Raw genomic sequence first — 15,031 nt, 5'->3', positions numbered from 1 at the left:
GATCGCTTGCTCCCCGCCCGATTCGCGCTCGCACGCGGAATCGCGTTTTACGGCTGCTGGCTGCTGCTCGCCGATCCCCGTCTGCCGGTCACGACCGAGCTGCTCGCGGATCTGGCGGTGGGCGTCCCGGCTGCTGTCGCGGCGACCTGGTCCAGCCTGCATCTCCTGCCGCCAACCGTCGGACGGATGCGCTACGGCGCACTCGCCCGGCTCATCTGGCGTCTGCTGTCGCAGTCGGTCGTTTCGGGGGTCGATGTGGCGCGGCGCGCACTGTCGCCCCGGCTGTCGCTGCAACCCGGCTATCTGACCTATCCGACACGTCTGCCGCCGGGTCCGGGGCGCGCCGTCTTCGGCGCCCTGACCAGCCTCATGCCCGGCACCCTGCCGGTCGGCACCGATGCAGCAGGCCGGCTCATCTATCACTGTCTGGATGTCACGCAGCCGGTCGCCGAGTCGCTGGCCATCGACGAAATGCTTCTGCTCCGCGTGCTGGGCGAAGACGATGGACATCGCTGATTTTCTGCTTGCTGCGGCCGTGTTCGTGCTGGCGACGGTTGCACTGGGACTGACCCGTATCCTGCGCGGACCGAGCGATGTGGACCGTATGATGGCTGCCCAACTGCTGGGGACCGGCGGTGTCGCGGCGCTCCTGCTGCTTGGTGTTGCCACCGACATGAATGCCATCACCGATCTCGCCCTGGTGCTGGCGCTGCTCGCCGCCTTTGCCTCGGTCGCCCTGGTTGCCGACGCGAGACGCCCGGAGCCCGAGCCAGTCCCGGATGACGCTCATCCAGAAGGGAAGACGCGGACATGACGCTTGCCCTGACGCTCTTCACCCTGATCGCGATCTCGCTGGGCGCGATCTTTTTTCTCGCTGGCACGGTCGGACTGCTGCGCTTCCCCGATACCCTGACCCGTCTGCACGCACTGACCAAGGCGGACAACCTTGGGCTGGGTCTGATCGTGCTGGGTCTGCTGCCGCAGGTCGATTGGCCTGTCGGCGGACTCAAGCTGATTGCGGTCTGGCTGGTCGTGCTCCTCGCCGGGGCCACGGTCGGCCAGCTCATGGCGAAGGCCGCGCGATCCGACGCCTGGAATGGATCCACTGACCTGGAGCCGCCCCGATGAGCGCTGCCCTGATCGTCGATCTGGGTCTGACGCTGCTGATCCTGGGCCTGGGCGTCTGGACCGTCGCCGCCCGCTCGAACAATGGCGCAGTGGTCGGCTATATCGCTTACGGTCTGCTGGTCGCGCTGGTCTGGGTGCGTCTCGCGGCCGTGGATGTGGCCCTGACCGAGGCGGCGATCGGAAGCGGGCTGACCGGCCTGCTGCTGCTCGGTGTCGCCACACGTCTGCCGCGATCCGCGCGGCTGACCAGACCACCGACCGGACTGGGGACACGGCTCTTGGCCGGCTTTCTGAGCGCGGCGGTCGCCGGCGGTCTGGCTGCGGTGGTGCTGCTCCTGCCCGATCCCGCGCCGACCCTGGCCCCGTCCGTCGCGGCCAATCTCCCGGCGACCGGGCTCGGCAATCCGGTGACCGGCGTGCTCATCGCCTTCCGCGCCATCGACACCCTGCTTGAATCCGTGGTGCTGGTCTTCGCCATCATCGGCGTCTGGTCGCTCGCGCCCAAAGACGGCTGGGGCGAGCGTCCGGGCTGGCTGCGCCCCGCGCCGCTGGGCAGCGCCCTGACCCTGCTGGCCCAACTGCTGCCCCCGATTGGCATTCTGGTCGGCATCCATCTGTTCTGGACCGGCGCCACTGCGCCCGGCGGTGCCTTTCAGGGCGGTGCGGTGCTGGCGGCGATGTGGGTGCTCGCGATGATCGCCGGACTGGCCCGACCGCCTGCGGTCAGTCGTCGCTGGCTGCGTCTGATGCTGGTGGCCGGACCTGCGCTCTTTCTGACGGTTGGGATCGCGGGGATCTGGCTCGCCGGAGCATTTTTGGCCTATCCGGTCGCCTATGCCAAGCCGCTGATCCTCGTCATCGAGGCGGCGCTCACCCTGTCCATCGCGGCGGCACTGGGTCTCCTGCTGGCCGGTCCACCTGAACACCCGTCCGCAGCGGAGCGTCAGCCATGAGCAGCGTGACCCTCTTCGGACTCTGCGGTGCGGCCCTGGTCGGTCTGGGGCTCTATGGTCTGATCGTTCTGCCGGGCGCGCTGCGCCGGATCATCGCCTTCAATCTGCTCGGCAGCGGGGTCTTTCTGCTGTTCGGCGTCATTGCCCGACGCGGTGGCGGCGTGATCGCCGGGACCGGCAGCGATCCGGTGCCCCAGGCGCTCATCATCACCGGGCTGGTGGTCGCCTTCGCCGCCACGGCGCTGGCGGTCGCCCTGCTGCGGCGTCTGCTCCAGGAAACCGGTCGTGACGATTGGGATGAAGACGAGAGATCTGACCGCTGATGGAGATTTCGGCCATGCTCTCCAATCTCGTCGCCGGGGGTGACAGGCTGCTTGTCCTGGCGCTGATACTGCCGGTCGCGAGCCTGATGCTCGCCTTCGTGCTCGGCGGGCGTCACGCCGAACGCATCGCGCTGGCGACCCTGCCTATCGGACTCGCGGTCGCGGTCGCCATCGCCGCGGCGGTCCTGCACGGCGATGCGCCGCTCCACACCGATCTGGGCGGCTGGGCGCCGCCGCTCGGCGTGGCGCTGCGGGCGGACGGACTCTCGGCCATCATGCTGCTGACCACTGCCGTGGTGATGGTCGCCGTCGGACTCTTCGCGCGGGCCGATTTCCAGGTGCCGCCGGGAACGACCGAGAGCCGCGCGCCGTTTGCCTTCTGGACCCTGCTGCTTGCGCTCTGGGCGGCGCTGAACGCGGTCTTTCTGGGCGAGGATCTGTTCAATCTCTATGTCGCGCTGGAGCTGCTGACCTTCGCCGCGATTCCGCTGGTCTGCCTGGACGGACGCGCGCAGACGCTGGCAGCGGCGCTGCGCTATCTGGTCTTTGCACTGCTGGGTTCGGTCCTCTATCTGCTCGGGGCGGCGCTGCTCTACGGCGCCTATGGCACTCTCGACATCGGCCAGCTTGCCGCGCGCATCGGCGGCGACCCGCTGGAACCGGCGGCCCTGATCGCCGCCGCGCTGATGACCGCCGGACTGCTCGCCAAGACCGCGCTCTTCCCGGTGCATCTCTGGTTGCCGCCCGCTCATGCCGGCGCCCCGGCGGCGGCGAGCGCATTGCTCTCCGCGCTGGCGGTCAAGGCGTCCTTCTTTCTGATCCTGCGGATCTGGTTCGATGTGATGCCCGAACTGCTGGCGCAGATGGCGGCGCAGGTTCTCGCCGCGCTTGGTGCGGCGGCGATCCTCTTCGGCGGTGTGCTGGCGCTGCGGCAGGCGCGGCTCAAGATGCTCATCGCCTATTCGACCATCGCCCAGATCGGCTATCTCTTTCTGATCTTTCCGCTGGTCGCGAGCCCCGAGACCGCGCCGCTCGCGGAACTGCGCAACGCGCCGGGCGCCTGGACCGGCGGCGCGCTGCAACTGGTCTCGCACGCCTGCGCCAAGGCCGCCATGTTCATGGCGGCGGGACTGATCGCCGCCTCGCTCGGTCACGACCGGATTCGGGATTTAGGCGGCATCGGGCGCGCCCTGCCGATGACCCTCTTCGCCTTCGGGATCGCCGGGATGTCGCTGATGGGACTGCCGCCGAGCGGCGGTTTCATGGCGAAATGGCTGCTGCTGTTGGCGGCCATGCAATGCGGTCAATGGTGGTGGATGCTGGTCATCCTCGCGGGCGGACTGCTCACCGGCGCCTATCTCTATCGTGTGCTGGCCACGGCGCTGTCCACCCAGGGTCCGTCTCCCGTGCTGGTCAAGCCGGTGGATCGCTCGCGCGAATGGGTGGTGCTGGGGCTGGCGCTGATCTCAGTCCTGCTCGGACTGGTGCCGCTGTCCTCCTTCTCGCTGATCCAGATCGGCCGCGATGTCAGCGGGATCGGGGTCGGTCTGCCTTAAAGTGATTTCCTGAAAAATCCATACCTGATTACGCGCCTCGAATGGACAGGATTAACAGGATTTTCCAGGATGGACAGGATTTTTAAGTAATTGTTTTTAATCATTTTAATCTTGAATTATCCTGTTAATCCTGTCCATTGACGGCGTTTCGGGCGGGTACGAACTTTTCCGGAAATCCCCTAATGAACTTCAACCTACTCTTTGCCCTCGCCCTGGCGACGCCGGTTGCGTTGCTCCTGGCCTGTCTGTGGCGTCCGGCGCGCGAGCGGATGCTGTCGCTGCTGGTCCTGGCGCCGCTGCCCGCCCTGGCGGTCGCCCTCGTCGCACTCCTGGACGCAGACGCGATGCCAGCGCTGATGCTGGATCCAGGCCGCCAGATCGGGCTGAGCCTTGACCAGCCGGGGGCCATCCTGCTCGGGGTCGCCGCATTGCTGTGGAGCGCAGCCGGCGCCTATGCCGCGACCTATCTGCGCGGCAAGCCGCACGGCGGACGTTTCGCCATCTTCTGGCTGCTGACCCTGACCGGCAGCCTGGGCGTCTTCGTCGCCGCCGATCTCCTGAGCTTCTATCTGACCTTCGCGCTGGTCAGTCTGGCGGCCTGGGGGCTGGTCGCGCACGATGACACGCCCGGCGCGCGGCGGGCCGGCGTCATCTATCTGCTGCTGGCGGTGGTGGGCGAGGTCTTGCTGTTGCTGGCCTTCGTCCTGCTGGACGTCGCCAGTCCTGGCGCCAGTCTCGCCATCGATACGGTCGTGGCGACACTGCCCGAATCGCCCTGGCTCGCCGCAACGCTGGCCCTGCTGATCGCGGGCTTCGGCCTCAAGGCCGGTCTGGCGCCGCTGCATGTCTGGCTGCCGGTCGCCCATCCGGCGGCCCCGATGCCGGCCTCGGCGGTTTTGAGCGGCGTCATCGTCAAGGCGGGCATCATTGGCTTGATCCGCTTTCTGCCCTGGGACGCCGGACTCGACTGGTGGGGCGCGGCGCTGACGGGCATCGGTCTGGTCACCGCCTTTTATGCCGTGGCAATGGGCATCGTCCAGTCCAATCCGAAGACAGTCCTCGCCTATTCGACCGCCAGTCAGATGGGTCTGGTCGCAGCCATCCTCGGCATGGGTCTGGCCGTCGGCGACCGCGAGGCGGTGACGGCAGGGACGGTCTATGCCGCCCATCACCTGCTCGCCAAGGGCGCGCTCTTTCTGGCTGTCGGCGTGTTCGCTGCGACCGCCCGGCGGCGGCTGTGGCCGGTGCTGGTGCCAGCCGCGATCCTGGCCCTGGGGTTCGCCGGTCTGCCGCCGACCGGCGGTTTTCTCGCCAAGCTCGCCGCCAAGCCGGTGCTCGGATCCGGGCTGGTCGGGCTGCTCGCCAGCCTTGCGGCAGCCGGCTCCACACTTCTGATGATCCATTTTCTGTATCGAGCGGCGGCGAGCGCCTCGCCGGATCCCGGCGCGAGGGCCGCAGCCGGACTCGTCTGGCCCTGGTGGCTGCTCTTTCTCGCCGCGCTGCTGCTCCCCTGGACGCTGGCGCCGCTTGCCGGACTTAGTCCCTGGTCAGTGATGACCGACCGGTCTCTGCTCTGGTCCGGACTCTGGCCGATTCTGGCCGGTGGGGTGCTGGCCCTCGCTCTGCAACGCTGGGGTGCGCGCCTGCCGCGCGTGCCCGAGGGCGATCTGCTGGCGCTCTTTACCGGCTCCCCGCGCTGGGCGAATGCCGTGGGCGAGATGCTGGAGCGGACGGAAACCTGGCTGCGTCAGTGGCCCGTGGCCGGTTTGTCCCTGCTGATCCTGACCCTGGTGCTGTGGCTGCCGATGCTGACGAGACCCTGAACACATGATTTCTGTGATCAAGTCGGCACGCATCGAGCCGCCGTGAAAATGCTCTAATTGAGGATAAGATGCACCGCGATGCTTGCGATGTAGCCCAAGGCAATTGCGGGCGTCCATTCCAGGTGCGCGAAGAAGGTGTAGACCCCACGCGCCTGACCCATGAGCGCGACACCGGCTGCCGAACCGATGGAGAGCAGCGAGCCGCCGACGCCAGCGGTGAGCGTGACCAGCAGCCACTGGGTTTCGTCCATCTGCGGGTTCATGGTCAGTACGGCGAACATGACCGGGATGTTATCGACGATGGCCGAGAGGAGACCCACGGCAATGTTGGCGGTCGTCGGTCCCCATTGGTTATACATGACATCGGATGCCATCGCGAGATAGCCGATCTGCCCCAGACCGCCGACGCAGAGCACGACCCCATAGAAAAACAGCAGGGTGTCCCACTCGGCCCGTGCGACCTTGTTGAAGACATCGAAGGGCGTCATGTCCCCCACCAGTGCGGCGCGATCACCGTTGCGCTGCTGCCAGCGATCATGGCTGGCGCGCAGATAGAACCCGAAGAATTGCAGATAGCCGAGACCGGTCAGCATCCCGATCACAGGCGGCAGATGCAGGAAATTATGGAAGCTCACGGCGGTGACAATGGTCAGCAGAAAGAGCAGGATGATCCGCCGCGCGCCCCGCCGCATATAGGCGTCCGCCGAGGCCGCCTCTGGTTTAAGGTTGGGGACGGCAAAGTGCATGAGCAGCGCCGGCACCAGGAAATTGACCAGCGAGGGAATGAAGAGCTTGAAGAATACGAAGAAATCGAGGATGCCCTTCTGCCAGACCATCAGGGTCGTGATGTCGCCAAAGGGACTGAAGGCGCCACCGGCATTGGCTGCGACGACGATATTGATGCAGGCCAGAACGACGAAGCGTTTATTGTCGCCACCGACCGCCATCACCACTGCGCACATCAGCAGGGCCGTGGTCAGATTGTCCGCGACCGGCGAGATCATGAAGGCGAGTCCGCCGGTCAGCCAGAAGAGTGTGCGGAAGCCGAAACCTCTGCGAATCAGCCAGGCGCGCAGCGCATCGAAGACCTGTCGCTCCTGCATGGCGTTGATGTAGGTCATGGCCACCAGCAGGAAGAGCATGAGCTCGGCGTATTCGAGCAGGTTGTGACGCACCGCCTCGCCGGCCAGATGCGGCTCGCCCTGCTCCATGTAAACGTAGGCGATCAGACACCAGATGACGCCAGCGGCGATGATGACCGGCTTGGATTTTCGCAGGTGCAGAAATTCTTCCGCCATGACCAGGGCGTAAGCCAGAGCGAAGATGAGCAGTGCGATATAGCCGACGGTGTGATCGGTCAGATCGATGGATGCGGATGGATTCGCTGCAAAGGCGGCAAAGGGTGCAAACAGGATGACGAGACCGATGAGAAATATTCGCGCTGAGGGCATGAGCGGAGCCTGTGTTGAGCTGTGGAGACCGTTTCGACGAGGGATCTGTCGCCCAAGATACCTTCTTGACCGCACCTCCGCCAAGCCTGAAAAGCGGCAGAGTGGTGCTTGAATGATAAAAAGTTCCCTGTTTGACTCATTTGCCCTGCCATGGTCGGCAGCTCTCTAAGCCTCCGCCTGCTCCCGCAATAATTTTATTTGAAACAAGGTGTTGCGCTCCTCTTCCTCCAGTGATGACTGAATAAAATGGATGGTGCGCCGGTAGAGCGGGATGATGTTGTACTTGAGCGCATTGACCCGTTTTTGCGTTTTGCGCTGTTCTTCCAGCAGACGATGCAGCGCAATCTCGACCTCGGCCAGACGGGCCAGCAGGACGGCGGCATTGGCCAGACTGTCACGGGTGGTGTCGAAACTGGCGTCAGTGCCGAGCAGGCCGGACGGGTTCAATTGAATGCGCTCGCTGTTTACCGATGGATATTCCACGCCCAGCGCGCGGCGGGGCAGAATATCGACCTTGAGTGCCGGCTTTGCGCCCAGCGCTGCCTGATGGATGCCCCGGCTGCCCAGGCGCAGATGGCTGACGCGCAGACAGCGATAGCCCATCGCCAGCGCCTGTTCAGACTCATCCCGCAGCCGGCGATAGTCATCGATACGCCCATAGACCAGCCGGGTGAGCAGTTCGCGTTTGCGCTCCAGCAGATCGTGGCCGTCTGTGAGGAATTTTTCCTGCTTCTTCAGTTTGAGCAGGGTGTTCTTGGTCGGTGGGGCCTTGATGAGTTGCTGTGCCATGTTTGCGGTTCAGATTCCCCGGATTCAGGTTGATACCTCACGCTCAGCGAGACAGTCAGGCCCGCCCATCTCGAATTCGCGGCAGACCAGCGGGCGCTGTTCGTAGATGCGGCAGAGCAGGGTGTCGCGGTCGAGCGCCGCGCACCAGCCGTCATCCAGCCGTTCCATGACGGTGCCGCCCCAGTCATCCCGCGTGGTGAAGCGGCGCGGCACGCCGGTGTCAGTCAGACAGAGCACCTCCAGCCGACAGCAGGCTGCGGCACAGGTGTCGCAGGTGACTGCGGGAGGCGGGGGATGGGAATTCGTCTTGATCGGTGCTTGCTCAGGCATGAGACGGGATCATTCCGGCCAATAGTCAAAGTTCAATAGATGGTTCAACAGCATTGTTGATGCAAACCTCGGCATCAGTCGCTTTCATGATAATACTTGGCCAGATCCGTTTCCTTCATGCGGGTCAGGGTATCGCGCGGGAAGAGGCTCATCAGCTCCCAGGCCAGATTCAGCGTCGCTTCGATTGAGCGGTCTTCGGATTCGCCCTGACCGACGAAACGCTGGTCGAAGGCGTCGGCGAAACGCAGATAACGCCGGTCGCGCTCGGAGAGTTCGTCCGCGCCGATGATGGACGCCAGATTGCGCGTCTCCTGCGCGCGGGCATAGAGCGCATAGAGTTGGGCGGCGACACGCGGATGATCCTCACGGGTATCGTCCTTGCCGATCCCGTCCTTCATGAGGCGCGACAGGCTCGGCGAGATATGCACCGGCGGATAGATGCCCTGATTGTGCAGCTCGCGCGAGAGCACGATCTGGCCCTCGGTGATATAGCCGGTGAGGTCCGGAATCGGGTGCGTGATGTCGTCGGAGGGCATCGAGACCACCGGCATCATGGTGATGGAGCCATGACGGTTGTGAATGCGCCCGCAGCGTTCGTAGATCTCGGCCAGATCCGAATAGAGATAACCCGGATAGCCCTTGCGCGCCGGCACATCGCCCTTGGCCGTTGCCACCTCGCGCAGTGCCTCGGCATAGTTGGTCATGTCGGTCAGCACCACGAGGACATGCCGATCGAGGTCATAGGCCAGATATTCGGCGACCGTGAGCGCGGTGCGCGGCAGGGTGAGCCGTTCCACCGGCGGATCGTCGGCCAGATTGACGAACATGACGACATTGCGCAGCACGCCCGAATTGGTGAATTCATCGCGGAAGAACTTGGCGTCGGCATAGGACACGCCCATGGCGGCGAAGACGACCGAAAAGCTGGAGTCCTGATCGACCAGCCTGGCCTGACGCACGATCTGCGCGGCGAGCCGGTTGTGCGGCAGGCCCGAGCCGGAAAAGATCGGCAGTTTCTGTCCGCGTACCAGCGAATTCAGGCCATCAATGGTGGAAATGCCGGTCTGGATGAACTCGCGCGGATAGGTGCGCGCCGCCGGATTGATGGCCGAACCGCTGACCGGGCGCCGGAGACTGGACAGCACTGGCGGGCGACCGTCGCGCGGCACGCCCAGACCGTTGAACTCGCGTCCGAGGATTTCCGGCGACAGGGCGATCTCGATCGGCTCGTCAAGAAAACGAACCCAGGTGTGGTCCAGATCCAGGTCGTCGGTGCCCTCGAAGATCAGAATCAAGACCTCGCTGTCCGCCGCGCGGATGACCTGCCCGTTACGGATCCGTCCGGCATGATCCTGAATCCAGACCCGGTCGCCAAAGGCCACACCGGGTGTGTCTTTGACCACCAGGAGGCCGCCCCGGGCCTCGACGGCGGTGCGATAGGCTTTGATGCTCATGGCTGATTTCCGTTGGTAAAACCTGCTTCGACCGGCGTGCACAGATCGATTTAAGCCGCTTTCAGGAGTTTACCTGTTAAAGCTCCATTTGGCCGGCTGCTCGTCCAGACGCCACGGCCCAGTCACAAGGGGCAGGGAGTTGCAACGGCAGTTGCGTCGGCGCGCCGCGCTCTCTAATCTCCCCAACGATCTTCCACTGACTTGCCAGAATGCGATCAGGTGGCGTCGCCCGTGCTCAATCCCAGGAAACTCAATGACCCTGCTCAGTCTCGATTCGATCAATCTGTCCTATGGTTTACCGCCGCTGCTGGACGAGGTGTCCGTGACCATCGACCGGGGCGAGCGGATCTGTCTGATCGGACGCAATGGCGCCGGCAAGTCCACGCTACTGCGGATCATCGCGGGCGAGGTGTCAGCGGACGGGGGTCATGTGCGGGTCGCGCAGGGCATTCGTATCGCCAAGCTGGCGCAGGAGATCCCGCGCGAGCAGACGGCTGCCACGGTCTTTGAGGTGGTGGCGGATGGCCTGGGTGAGCTGGGCGCGCTGGCGCAGGAGTATTTCAGGCTGTCGCATGGACTGAGCGCCAATGCCGGTGCGGATGAACTCGCCCGGCTGGCGCAGGTTCAGCAGCAGTTGGATGACCGCAACGGCTGGGAGATCGAGCGTCGCACCGAGCGGGTGATCTCGCGGCTGGGGCTGGACGCCGAGGCATCGTTTCAGTCGCTCTCGGGCGGGCTTCAGCGGCGCGTGCTGCTCGCCCGTGCGCTGGTCACTGAACCGGATCTGCTCTTGCTCGACGAGCCGACCAACCATCTCGACATCGACGCCATCGACTGGCTCGAAGGCTTTCTGGTGGATTTTCCGGGTTCGCTGCTGTTCGTCACCCATGACCGGCGCTTTCTGCAGCGGGTGGCGACCCGGATTCTCGAACTGGATCGCGGACGCATCACCGACTGGCCCGGCGATTACGCCAATTATCTGCGCCGACGCGAGGAGCGCCTGCACGCTGAGGCCATGGCCGCCGAGCAGTTCGACCGCAAACTGGCCGAGGAGGAGGTCTGGATCCGTCAGGGCATCAAGGCGCGACGCACCCGCAACGAGGGTCGGGTGCGTGCGCTCAAGGCGCTGCGCGAGGAACGCAGCGAGCGGCGTGTGCAGTTGGGCACCGCGCGGCTGCGGGTGAGCGACACCGAGCGATCGGGCAAGTTAGTGGTCGAGGCCGAAGGCGTGACCTATGGTTGGGGTGAGCGGCCGGTCATCCGTGACTTCAGCACGCTCATCCTGCGCGGCGACAAGATCGGCGTCATCGGCCCCAACGGTGCGGGCAAGAGCACCCTGCTCAAGCTGCTGCTTGGTGATCTGGAGCCGCAGAGCGGGCACATCCGGCGCGGCACCAGTCTGCAGATCGCCTATTTCGATCAGTTACGCGCCCAGCTCGATCTGGAAAAGAGCGTGCAGGACAACGTCGCCGGGGGCAGCGATCAGGTCGAGGTGGACGGCGCGAGCCGGCATGTGCTCTCGTATCTGAAGGATTTTCTCTTCACCCCGGAACGCGCCCGGCAGCCGGTCAAGGCGCTGTCCGGTGGCGAGCGCAATCGTCTGCTGCTGGCGAAGCTCTTCACCCGCCCGGCGAATCTGCTGGTACTGGACGAGCCGACCAACGATCTGGACACCGAGACGCTCGAATTGCTGGAAGATCTGCTGGTTCAATTTGCCGGCACCCTGCTGCTGGTCAGCCATGACCGCGCCATGCTCGACAATGTCGTCACCAGCACCCTGGTCTTTGAAGGCGATGGCCGGGTCTGCGACTATGTGGGCGGTTACGAGGACTGGCTGCGTCAGCGTCCGGCGCCGGTCACTCCGGCCCGGACAGTCGAGTCCCAGGCGAAGCCTGTCGCCTCAGCCACAGCCGGTGCGGACAGCGTCAAGGCCAAACGCGGCGCCGACAGGCTGAGTTACAAAGAGACGCGCGAACTCGCGGAGCTGCCGGCCCGCATCGAGACCCTGGAACAGGAACAGGCGGCGCTTCATGTGCGTCTGGCCGATCCCGCGCTCTATCAGAGCGAAGGCGGGGAGGCGGCGAAGGTCAAGGCGCGGCTGGGCGAGGTGGACGCCGGGCTGGAGGAGGCTTACGCCCGTTGGGAGAGCCTGGAGGCGCGGCGCTGAACGGGGCGAGACAGGCGAGCGGCAGGGTGATGTCTTGATCGGCAATGACGATTGCTTTGCATAAAATAATCGATTTTTCTTCTCGCTTCATGTTGGCTAGACTCTTCCCCAAGCATTCAAACGGGGGAGTCCCGCCATGATCAAGACATTGACCTTCGGTACCGTCCACATGACCGTGGCCTTCACTGTCGCTTATTTCATGACCGGCAGTCTGGTCGTTGGCGGCGCCATCGCACTCGTCGAGCCAGTGGTCAACACGGTCGCTTATTTCTTTCACGAGCAGGTTTGGGAGCGGATTCGCGCCGCTCGTCAGCAAACCGCTTTACACTTAACGGCCTGATCGACCGGGCCGCCACTCACGGAGAAGACAGATGAGCACATCCATGAAGATCGATATCGGCATCTCGGATGCCAGCCGGGAAGCCATTGCTGGCGGGCTCGCCAAGCTGCTGGCCGACAGCTACACGCTGTATCTCAAGACGCATAATTATCACTGGAATGTCACGGGGCCGATGTTCAATACGCTGCACCTGATGTTCGAGGCGCAGTACACCGAACTGGCCCTGGCGGTGGATCTGATCGCCGAGCGGATCCGCGCCCTCGGGCATCCGGCGCCCGGCTCCTATCGGGCCTATGCCGCCCTGACCGGGATCCCGGAAGAAGACGACGCGCCCGATGCCGAAGAGATGATCCGCCGTCTGGTGGCCGGTCAGGAGACGGTGGTGCGCACGGCGCGCTCCATCTTCCCGCTGGTCGATGAAGCGCATGACGAGCCCAGCGCCGACCTGCTCACCCAGCGCATGCAGGTGCACGAAAAGAATGCCTGGATGCTGCGGAGCCTGCTCGCATCCTGAGTGTTGCAACGGACGCTCGCTGGAGCGTCCGTCGCCAAAGGCTTGCGCTTTGACCCGCCGCAACGTAAGGTTCGCGCATTCAGCGACTGCATCCGCGTGATGCGCGAAAACCGACTTCGGATGGCCAAAGTCAAGCAGATTCTTTGCATTCACCCTGAGCCCGCCGAGCTGTGCATCGGTGCCCTCCTGAATCGGCAGGGCATTGCTGTTGACTTGACGGAGGTGTCTTCGTCCGACACGCTCAGGATGGCGATCAGCCAGCCCCAGTGGTGGGATCTCATCCTCTGTGACGCCGCCTCCTATTACGATCTTGATGTGGTCGGATCATTGAGTCAGGTCAGGGATCGACTTGACGCCTCGCTGGTGCTCCTGAAATCCCCCGAAATTCAGCTTTCCCCCGCCGAAGGCTATCGTCGCGGCGCAGCGGACGTCCTGCTGCGTGGCGATTTCGACCATCTGCTCATGGTCGCCGAGCGCGAGCTCAAAAATGCTGCCGTGCGCAAACGGGTGCGTCATCTGCTTTATTCATCGGCCTATCCCGATGCCGAGACGAACCGATCGCTCATGGTGGCGACCATTACCGATCTCAGCAGCAAACTCAAATCGAAGCAGGCGGATCTGCTCCTTGATGAACCTGGCGAGGTGTCGGGAGCGGGATCCTCTGCCGCGCAGACCCGCATCAAGTCTCTGATCGATGCCGGCGGGCTCGTCCTCGAATATCAGCCGATCATCTCGTTCAAGGCGAATGAAGAGCACCGCAACATGTTCGAGGCGCTGGTCCGGCTCAGAGACGAGTCGGGGCGTCTGCTGTTGCCCGAGTCCTTCCTGCCGATCATTCGGGCCGCTGGCTGGATGGACAAGATCGATCTCTGGATCGTGCGGCAGGCGCTCGCTATCCTCGAAGAAATCCAGTCGGGCGGCGCGCCCGACGCCGTTCTTTTTGTCAATATCGCAACCGAGACCCTGCGTTCTGAGCAGACGGTGCGGGCGATCGGCGCTTTTGTGTCAGCCGCGTCGCTTGCCCCCGGCTCGATTGTGCTTGAAGTGCACAAGACGGCCTTCAAGGAGACGCCGGAGGCACTGAATCGACTGGCCGCCATGTTGCGAGTCAAGCGGCATGGGCTGCTGGTCGAAGACGCCAAACTCGACGATGGATCCTTTCTGGAAAACCATCGCGGGCTTGTGACCCATGTCAAGCTCGACCGTGCCACGACTCAGGGATTGGTTGAAGGCGCGGCCTCGCAGAATGCTTTGAACGCTTTCGTGGCCTGCGCCCATCAGGAAGATGTGCGCGTCATTGCGCTGGCGGTTGACCACGCCGCCTTGCTGCCGATGCTGTTTGGTGCAGGAGTGGACGCCATCCAGGGAAACTTCATGAGCATGCCTTACGAAAGCCTGGTCTATCCCAGTGTGCAGCGCATTGAGTTTGGCGCCGCAGCGGTTTGGCGTGGACCGGATGCTTCCGTCTGAGCAGTTGTCGATACGGTCCTGAATTTTTTGAATTGAATATGCAATTTATACAGCAGACTTTTTGGTGTTTCGCGGTACACTAGCCATCCATGAAGCAAAGGATATGGCGATTTCAAGTCATGCATTCCCCTCGCACGGAACGCCGTTGGTCGTTTCGTGCGCGTGCAGTGCGTGATGATGCCGACACCCTCCATCCAGCCCCGTCGTCTTCCGTAACCCATTTTGCGGCTTTCCTGTGCCGAAGATGACGACGCAAGATCACAATCCAGGCTTCAATTTATTAAACTTCAATTGACTCCCCCACTGACGATCCGGATCCAGTTTTGGAAGGATGGTCGGGCGAGGTGTTTAAATGGAATTCCGCTCGGATTCGAGTGGGCGTGACACCGGTCTCAAGCAGAGGCCGGTTTGAGTAATGCCAGCCTGAAGGCTGGTGCGTTTATAGTGATGAGGTTGATATGGCAGGCGAATTGGTTTCCGGTACGGTCAAGTGGTTCAATGACGAGAAGGGCTATGGCTTCATTGAGCGCGAAGGTGGCAAGGACGTGTTCGTCCATCACAGCGCCATCAATGGCTCGGGTCGCAAGACCCTGCTCGAAGGTCAACGGGTGACGATGGAAGTCACTCAGGGTCCGAAAGGCCCGCAGGCCGAGAATGTGACCCCGAACTGATCGGGCTGTCCGACCGGTTTGTCATTGACGCCGGTCGGTGCGTCTCGGCGGGGTCCGGCCTT

16 protein-coding genes are annotated in these 15,031 nt (G+C 63.7%); 12 read left to right on the top strand and 4 right to left on the bottom strand.

Annotated features, from left to right (window positions below):
• Positions 1-6: 6 nt before the first annotated feature.
• The 7 genes from EDC35_RS02640 (at position 7) to EDC35_RS02610 (ending at position 5,783) form a co-directional block, all read left to right on the top strand.
• Entirely contained in the window at positions 7-516 is a 510-nt protein-coding gene (locus EDC35_RS02640) for a Na+/H+ antiporter subunit E (RefSeq protein WP_243651380.1), read from the top strand.
• Entirely contained in the window at positions 503-814 is a 312-nt protein-coding gene (locus tag EDC35_RS02635; RefSeq protein ID WP_243651379.1) for an MrpF/PhaF family protein, read from the top strand. The genes EDC35_RS02640 and EDC35_RS02635 overlap by 14 nt, the downstream gene beginning before the upstream one ends.
• Entirely contained in the window at positions 811-1,128 is a 318-nt protein-coding gene (locus EDC35_RS02630) for a monovalent cation/H(+) antiporter subunit G (protein WP_132975418.1), read from the top strand. The genes EDC35_RS02635 and EDC35_RS02630 overlap by 4 nt, the downstream gene beginning before the upstream one ends.
• Positions 1,125-2,081 (top strand): hydrogenase subunit MbhD domain-containing protein, encoded by a 957-nt coding sequence (locus EDC35_RS02625; protein ID WP_132975416.1) that lies wholly within the window; start codon positions 1,125-1,127, stop codon positions 2,079-2,081. Before EDC35_RS02630 ends, EDC35_RS02625 begins: the two co-directional genes overlap by 4 nt.
• Positions 2,078-2,404, top strand: a complete 327-nt coding sequence (locus tag EDC35_RS02620) for an NADH-quinone oxidoreductase subunit K (RefSeq protein ID WP_132975414.1) — start codon at positions 2,078-2,080, stop codon at positions 2,402-2,404. Before EDC35_RS02625 ends, EDC35_RS02620 begins: the two co-directional genes overlap by 4 nt.
• A gap of 14 nt (positions 2,405-2,418) precedes the next feature.
• A complete protein-coding gene (locus EDC35_RS02615) occupies positions 2,419-3,960 on the top strand; it encodes a complex I subunit 5 family protein (protein ID WP_243651378.1) in 1,542 nt (513 codons plus the stop codon).
• Positions 3,961-4,142: 182 nt separating this feature from the next.
• Positions 4,143-5,783 carry a complex I subunit 5 family protein gene (locus EDC35_RS02610; RefSeq protein ID WP_132975410.1) on the top strand — a complete coding sequence of 547 codons (1,641 nt, stop codon included), beginning with the start codon at positions 4,143-4,145 and terminating at the stop codon, positions 5,781-5,783.
• A 53-nt stretch (positions 5,784-5,836) separates the two neighbouring features.
• On the opposite strand, the gene nhaD is transcribed toward EDC35_RS02610, so the two are convergent.
• From nhaD to EDC35_RS02590, 4 genes are all read right to left on the bottom strand, one after another.
• Complete coding sequence (gene nhaD, locus EDC35_RS02605) at positions 5,837-7,234, bottom strand: sodium:proton antiporter NhaD (protein ID WP_132975408.1); 1,398 nt, start codon at positions 7,232-7,234, stop codon at positions 5,837-5,839.
• 165 nt (positions 7,235-7,399) lie between these two features.
• Positions 7,400-8,023, bottom strand: a complete 624-nt coding sequence (locus tag EDC35_RS02600) for a V-type ATP synthase subunit D (protein ID WP_132975406.1) — start codon at positions 8,021-8,023, stop codon at positions 7,400-7,402.
• Positions 8,024-8,047: 24 nt separating this feature from the next.
• Positions 8,048-8,353, bottom strand: coding sequence for a YkgJ family cysteine cluster protein (locus EDC35_RS02595; protein WP_132975404.1), 306 nt, complete (start codon positions 8,351-8,353; stop codon positions 8,048-8,050).
• A 74-nt stretch (positions 8,354-8,427) separates the two neighbouring features.
• Positions 8,428-9,807: a V-type ATP synthase subunit B gene (locus EDC35_RS02590; protein WP_132975402.1), complete on the bottom strand. Its 1,380-nt coding sequence runs from the start codon at positions 9,805-9,807 to the stop codon at positions 8,428-8,430.
• Between the two features lie 253 nt (positions 9,808-10,060).
• Between EDC35_RS02590 and EDC35_RS02585 the strand changes: the two genes are divergently transcribed.
• The 5 genes from EDC35_RS02585 (at position 10,061) to EDC35_RS02565 (ending at position 14,969) form a co-directional block, all read left to right on the top strand.
• Entirely contained in the window at positions 10,061-11,974 is a 1,914-nt protein-coding gene (locus EDC35_RS02585; protein ID WP_132975400.1) for an ATP-binding cassette domain-containing protein, read from the top strand.
• 136 nt (positions 11,975-12,110) lie between these two features.
• Positions 12,111-12,314 (top strand): DUF2061 domain-containing protein, encoded by a 204-nt coding sequence (locus EDC35_RS02580; RefSeq protein ID WP_132975398.1) that lies wholly within the window; start codon positions 12,111-12,113, stop codon positions 12,312-12,314.
• A gap of 31 nt (positions 12,315-12,345) precedes the next feature.
• Positions 12,346-12,828 (top strand): Dps family protein, encoded by a 483-nt coding sequence (locus EDC35_RS02575; RefSeq protein ID WP_243651377.1) that lies wholly within the window; start codon positions 12,346-12,348, stop codon positions 12,826-12,828.
• 120 nt (positions 12,829-12,948) lie between these two features.
• Positions 12,949-14,298: an EAL domain-containing protein gene (locus EDC35_RS02570; RefSeq protein ID WP_132975397.1), complete on the top strand. Its 1,350-nt coding sequence runs from the start codon at positions 12,949-12,951 to the stop codon at positions 14,296-14,298.
• Positions 14,299-14,756: 458 nt separating this feature from the next.
• A complete protein-coding gene (locus EDC35_RS02565; protein WP_105072743.1) occupies positions 14,757-14,969 on the top strand; it encodes a cold-shock protein in 213 nt (70 codons plus the stop codon).
• The last annotated feature ends 62 nt before the right edge of the window (positions 14,970-15,031 follow it).

Source organism: Thiobaca trueperi (assembly GCF_004342175.1).
Taxonomy (GTDB): Bacteria; Pseudomonadota; Gammaproteobacteria; order Chromatiales; family Chromatiaceae; genus Thiobaca; species Thiobaca trueperi.
This window is presented reverse-complemented; position numbering and strand designations above follow the sequence as displayed.

What these genes read in the sequence shown, in the direction of transcription:
- EDC35_RS02635 (WP_243651379.1), top strand. Translation starts at nt 503, where the DNA reads ATGGACATCGCTGATTTTCTGCTTGCTGCGGCCGTGTTCGTGCTGGCG.
- EDC35_RS02630 (WP_132975418.1), top strand. Translation starts at nt 811, where the DNA reads ATGACGCTTGCCCTGACGCTCTTCACCCTGATCGCGATCTCGCTGGGC.
- EDC35_RS02625 (WP_132975416.1), top strand. Translation starts at nt 1,125, where the DNA reads ATGAGCGCTGCCCTGATCGTCGATCTGGGTCTGACGCTGCTGATCCTG.
- EDC35_RS02620 (WP_132975414.1), top strand. Translation starts at nt 2,078, where the DNA reads ATGAGCAGCGTGACCCTCTTCGGACTCTGCGGTGCGGCCCTGGTCGGT.
- EDC35_RS02615 (WP_243651378.1), top strand. Translation starts at nt 2,419, where the DNA reads ATGCTCTCCAATCTCGTCGCCGGGGGTGACAGGCTGCTTGTCCTGGCG.
- EDC35_RS02610 (WP_132975410.1), top strand. Translation starts at nt 4,143, where the DNA reads ATGAACTTCAACCTACTCTTTGCCCTCGCCCTGGCGACGCCGGTTGCG.
- nhaD (WP_132975408.1), bottom strand. Translation starts at nt 7,234, where the DNA reads ATGCCCTCAGCGCGAATATTTCTCATCGGTCTCGTCATCCTGTTTGCA.
- EDC35_RS02600 (WP_132975406.1), bottom strand. Translation starts at nt 8,023, where the DNA reads ATGGCACAGCAACTCATCAAGGCCCCACCGACCAAGAACACCCTGCTC.
- EDC35_RS02595 (WP_132975404.1), bottom strand. Translation starts at nt 8,353, where the DNA reads ATGCCTGAGCAAGCACCGATCAAGACGAATTCCCATCCCCCGCCTCCC.
- EDC35_RS02590 (WP_132975402.1), bottom strand. Translation starts at nt 9,807, where the DNA reads ATGAGCATCAAAGCCTATCGCACCGCCGTCGAGGCCCGGGGCGGCCTC.
- EDC35_RS02585 (WP_132975400.1), top strand. Translation starts at nt 10,061, where the DNA reads ATGACCCTGCTCAGTCTCGATTCGATCAATCTGTCCTATGGTTTACCG.
- EDC35_RS02580 (WP_132975398.1), top strand. Translation starts at nt 12,111, where the DNA reads ATGATCAAGACATTGACCTTCGGTACCGTCCACATGACCGTGGCCTTC.
- EDC35_RS02575 (WP_243651377.1), top strand. Translation starts at nt 12,346, where the DNA reads ATGAGCACATCCATGAAGATCGATATCGGCATCTCGGATGCCAGCCGG.
- EDC35_RS02570 (WP_132975397.1), top strand. Translation starts at nt 12,949, where the DNA reads ATGGCCAAAGTCAAGCAGATTCTTTGCATTCACCCTGAGCCCGCCGAG.
- EDC35_RS02565 (WP_105072743.1), top strand. Translation starts at nt 14,757, where the DNA reads ATGGCAGGCGAATTGGTTTCCGGTACGGTCAAGTGGTTCAATGACGAG.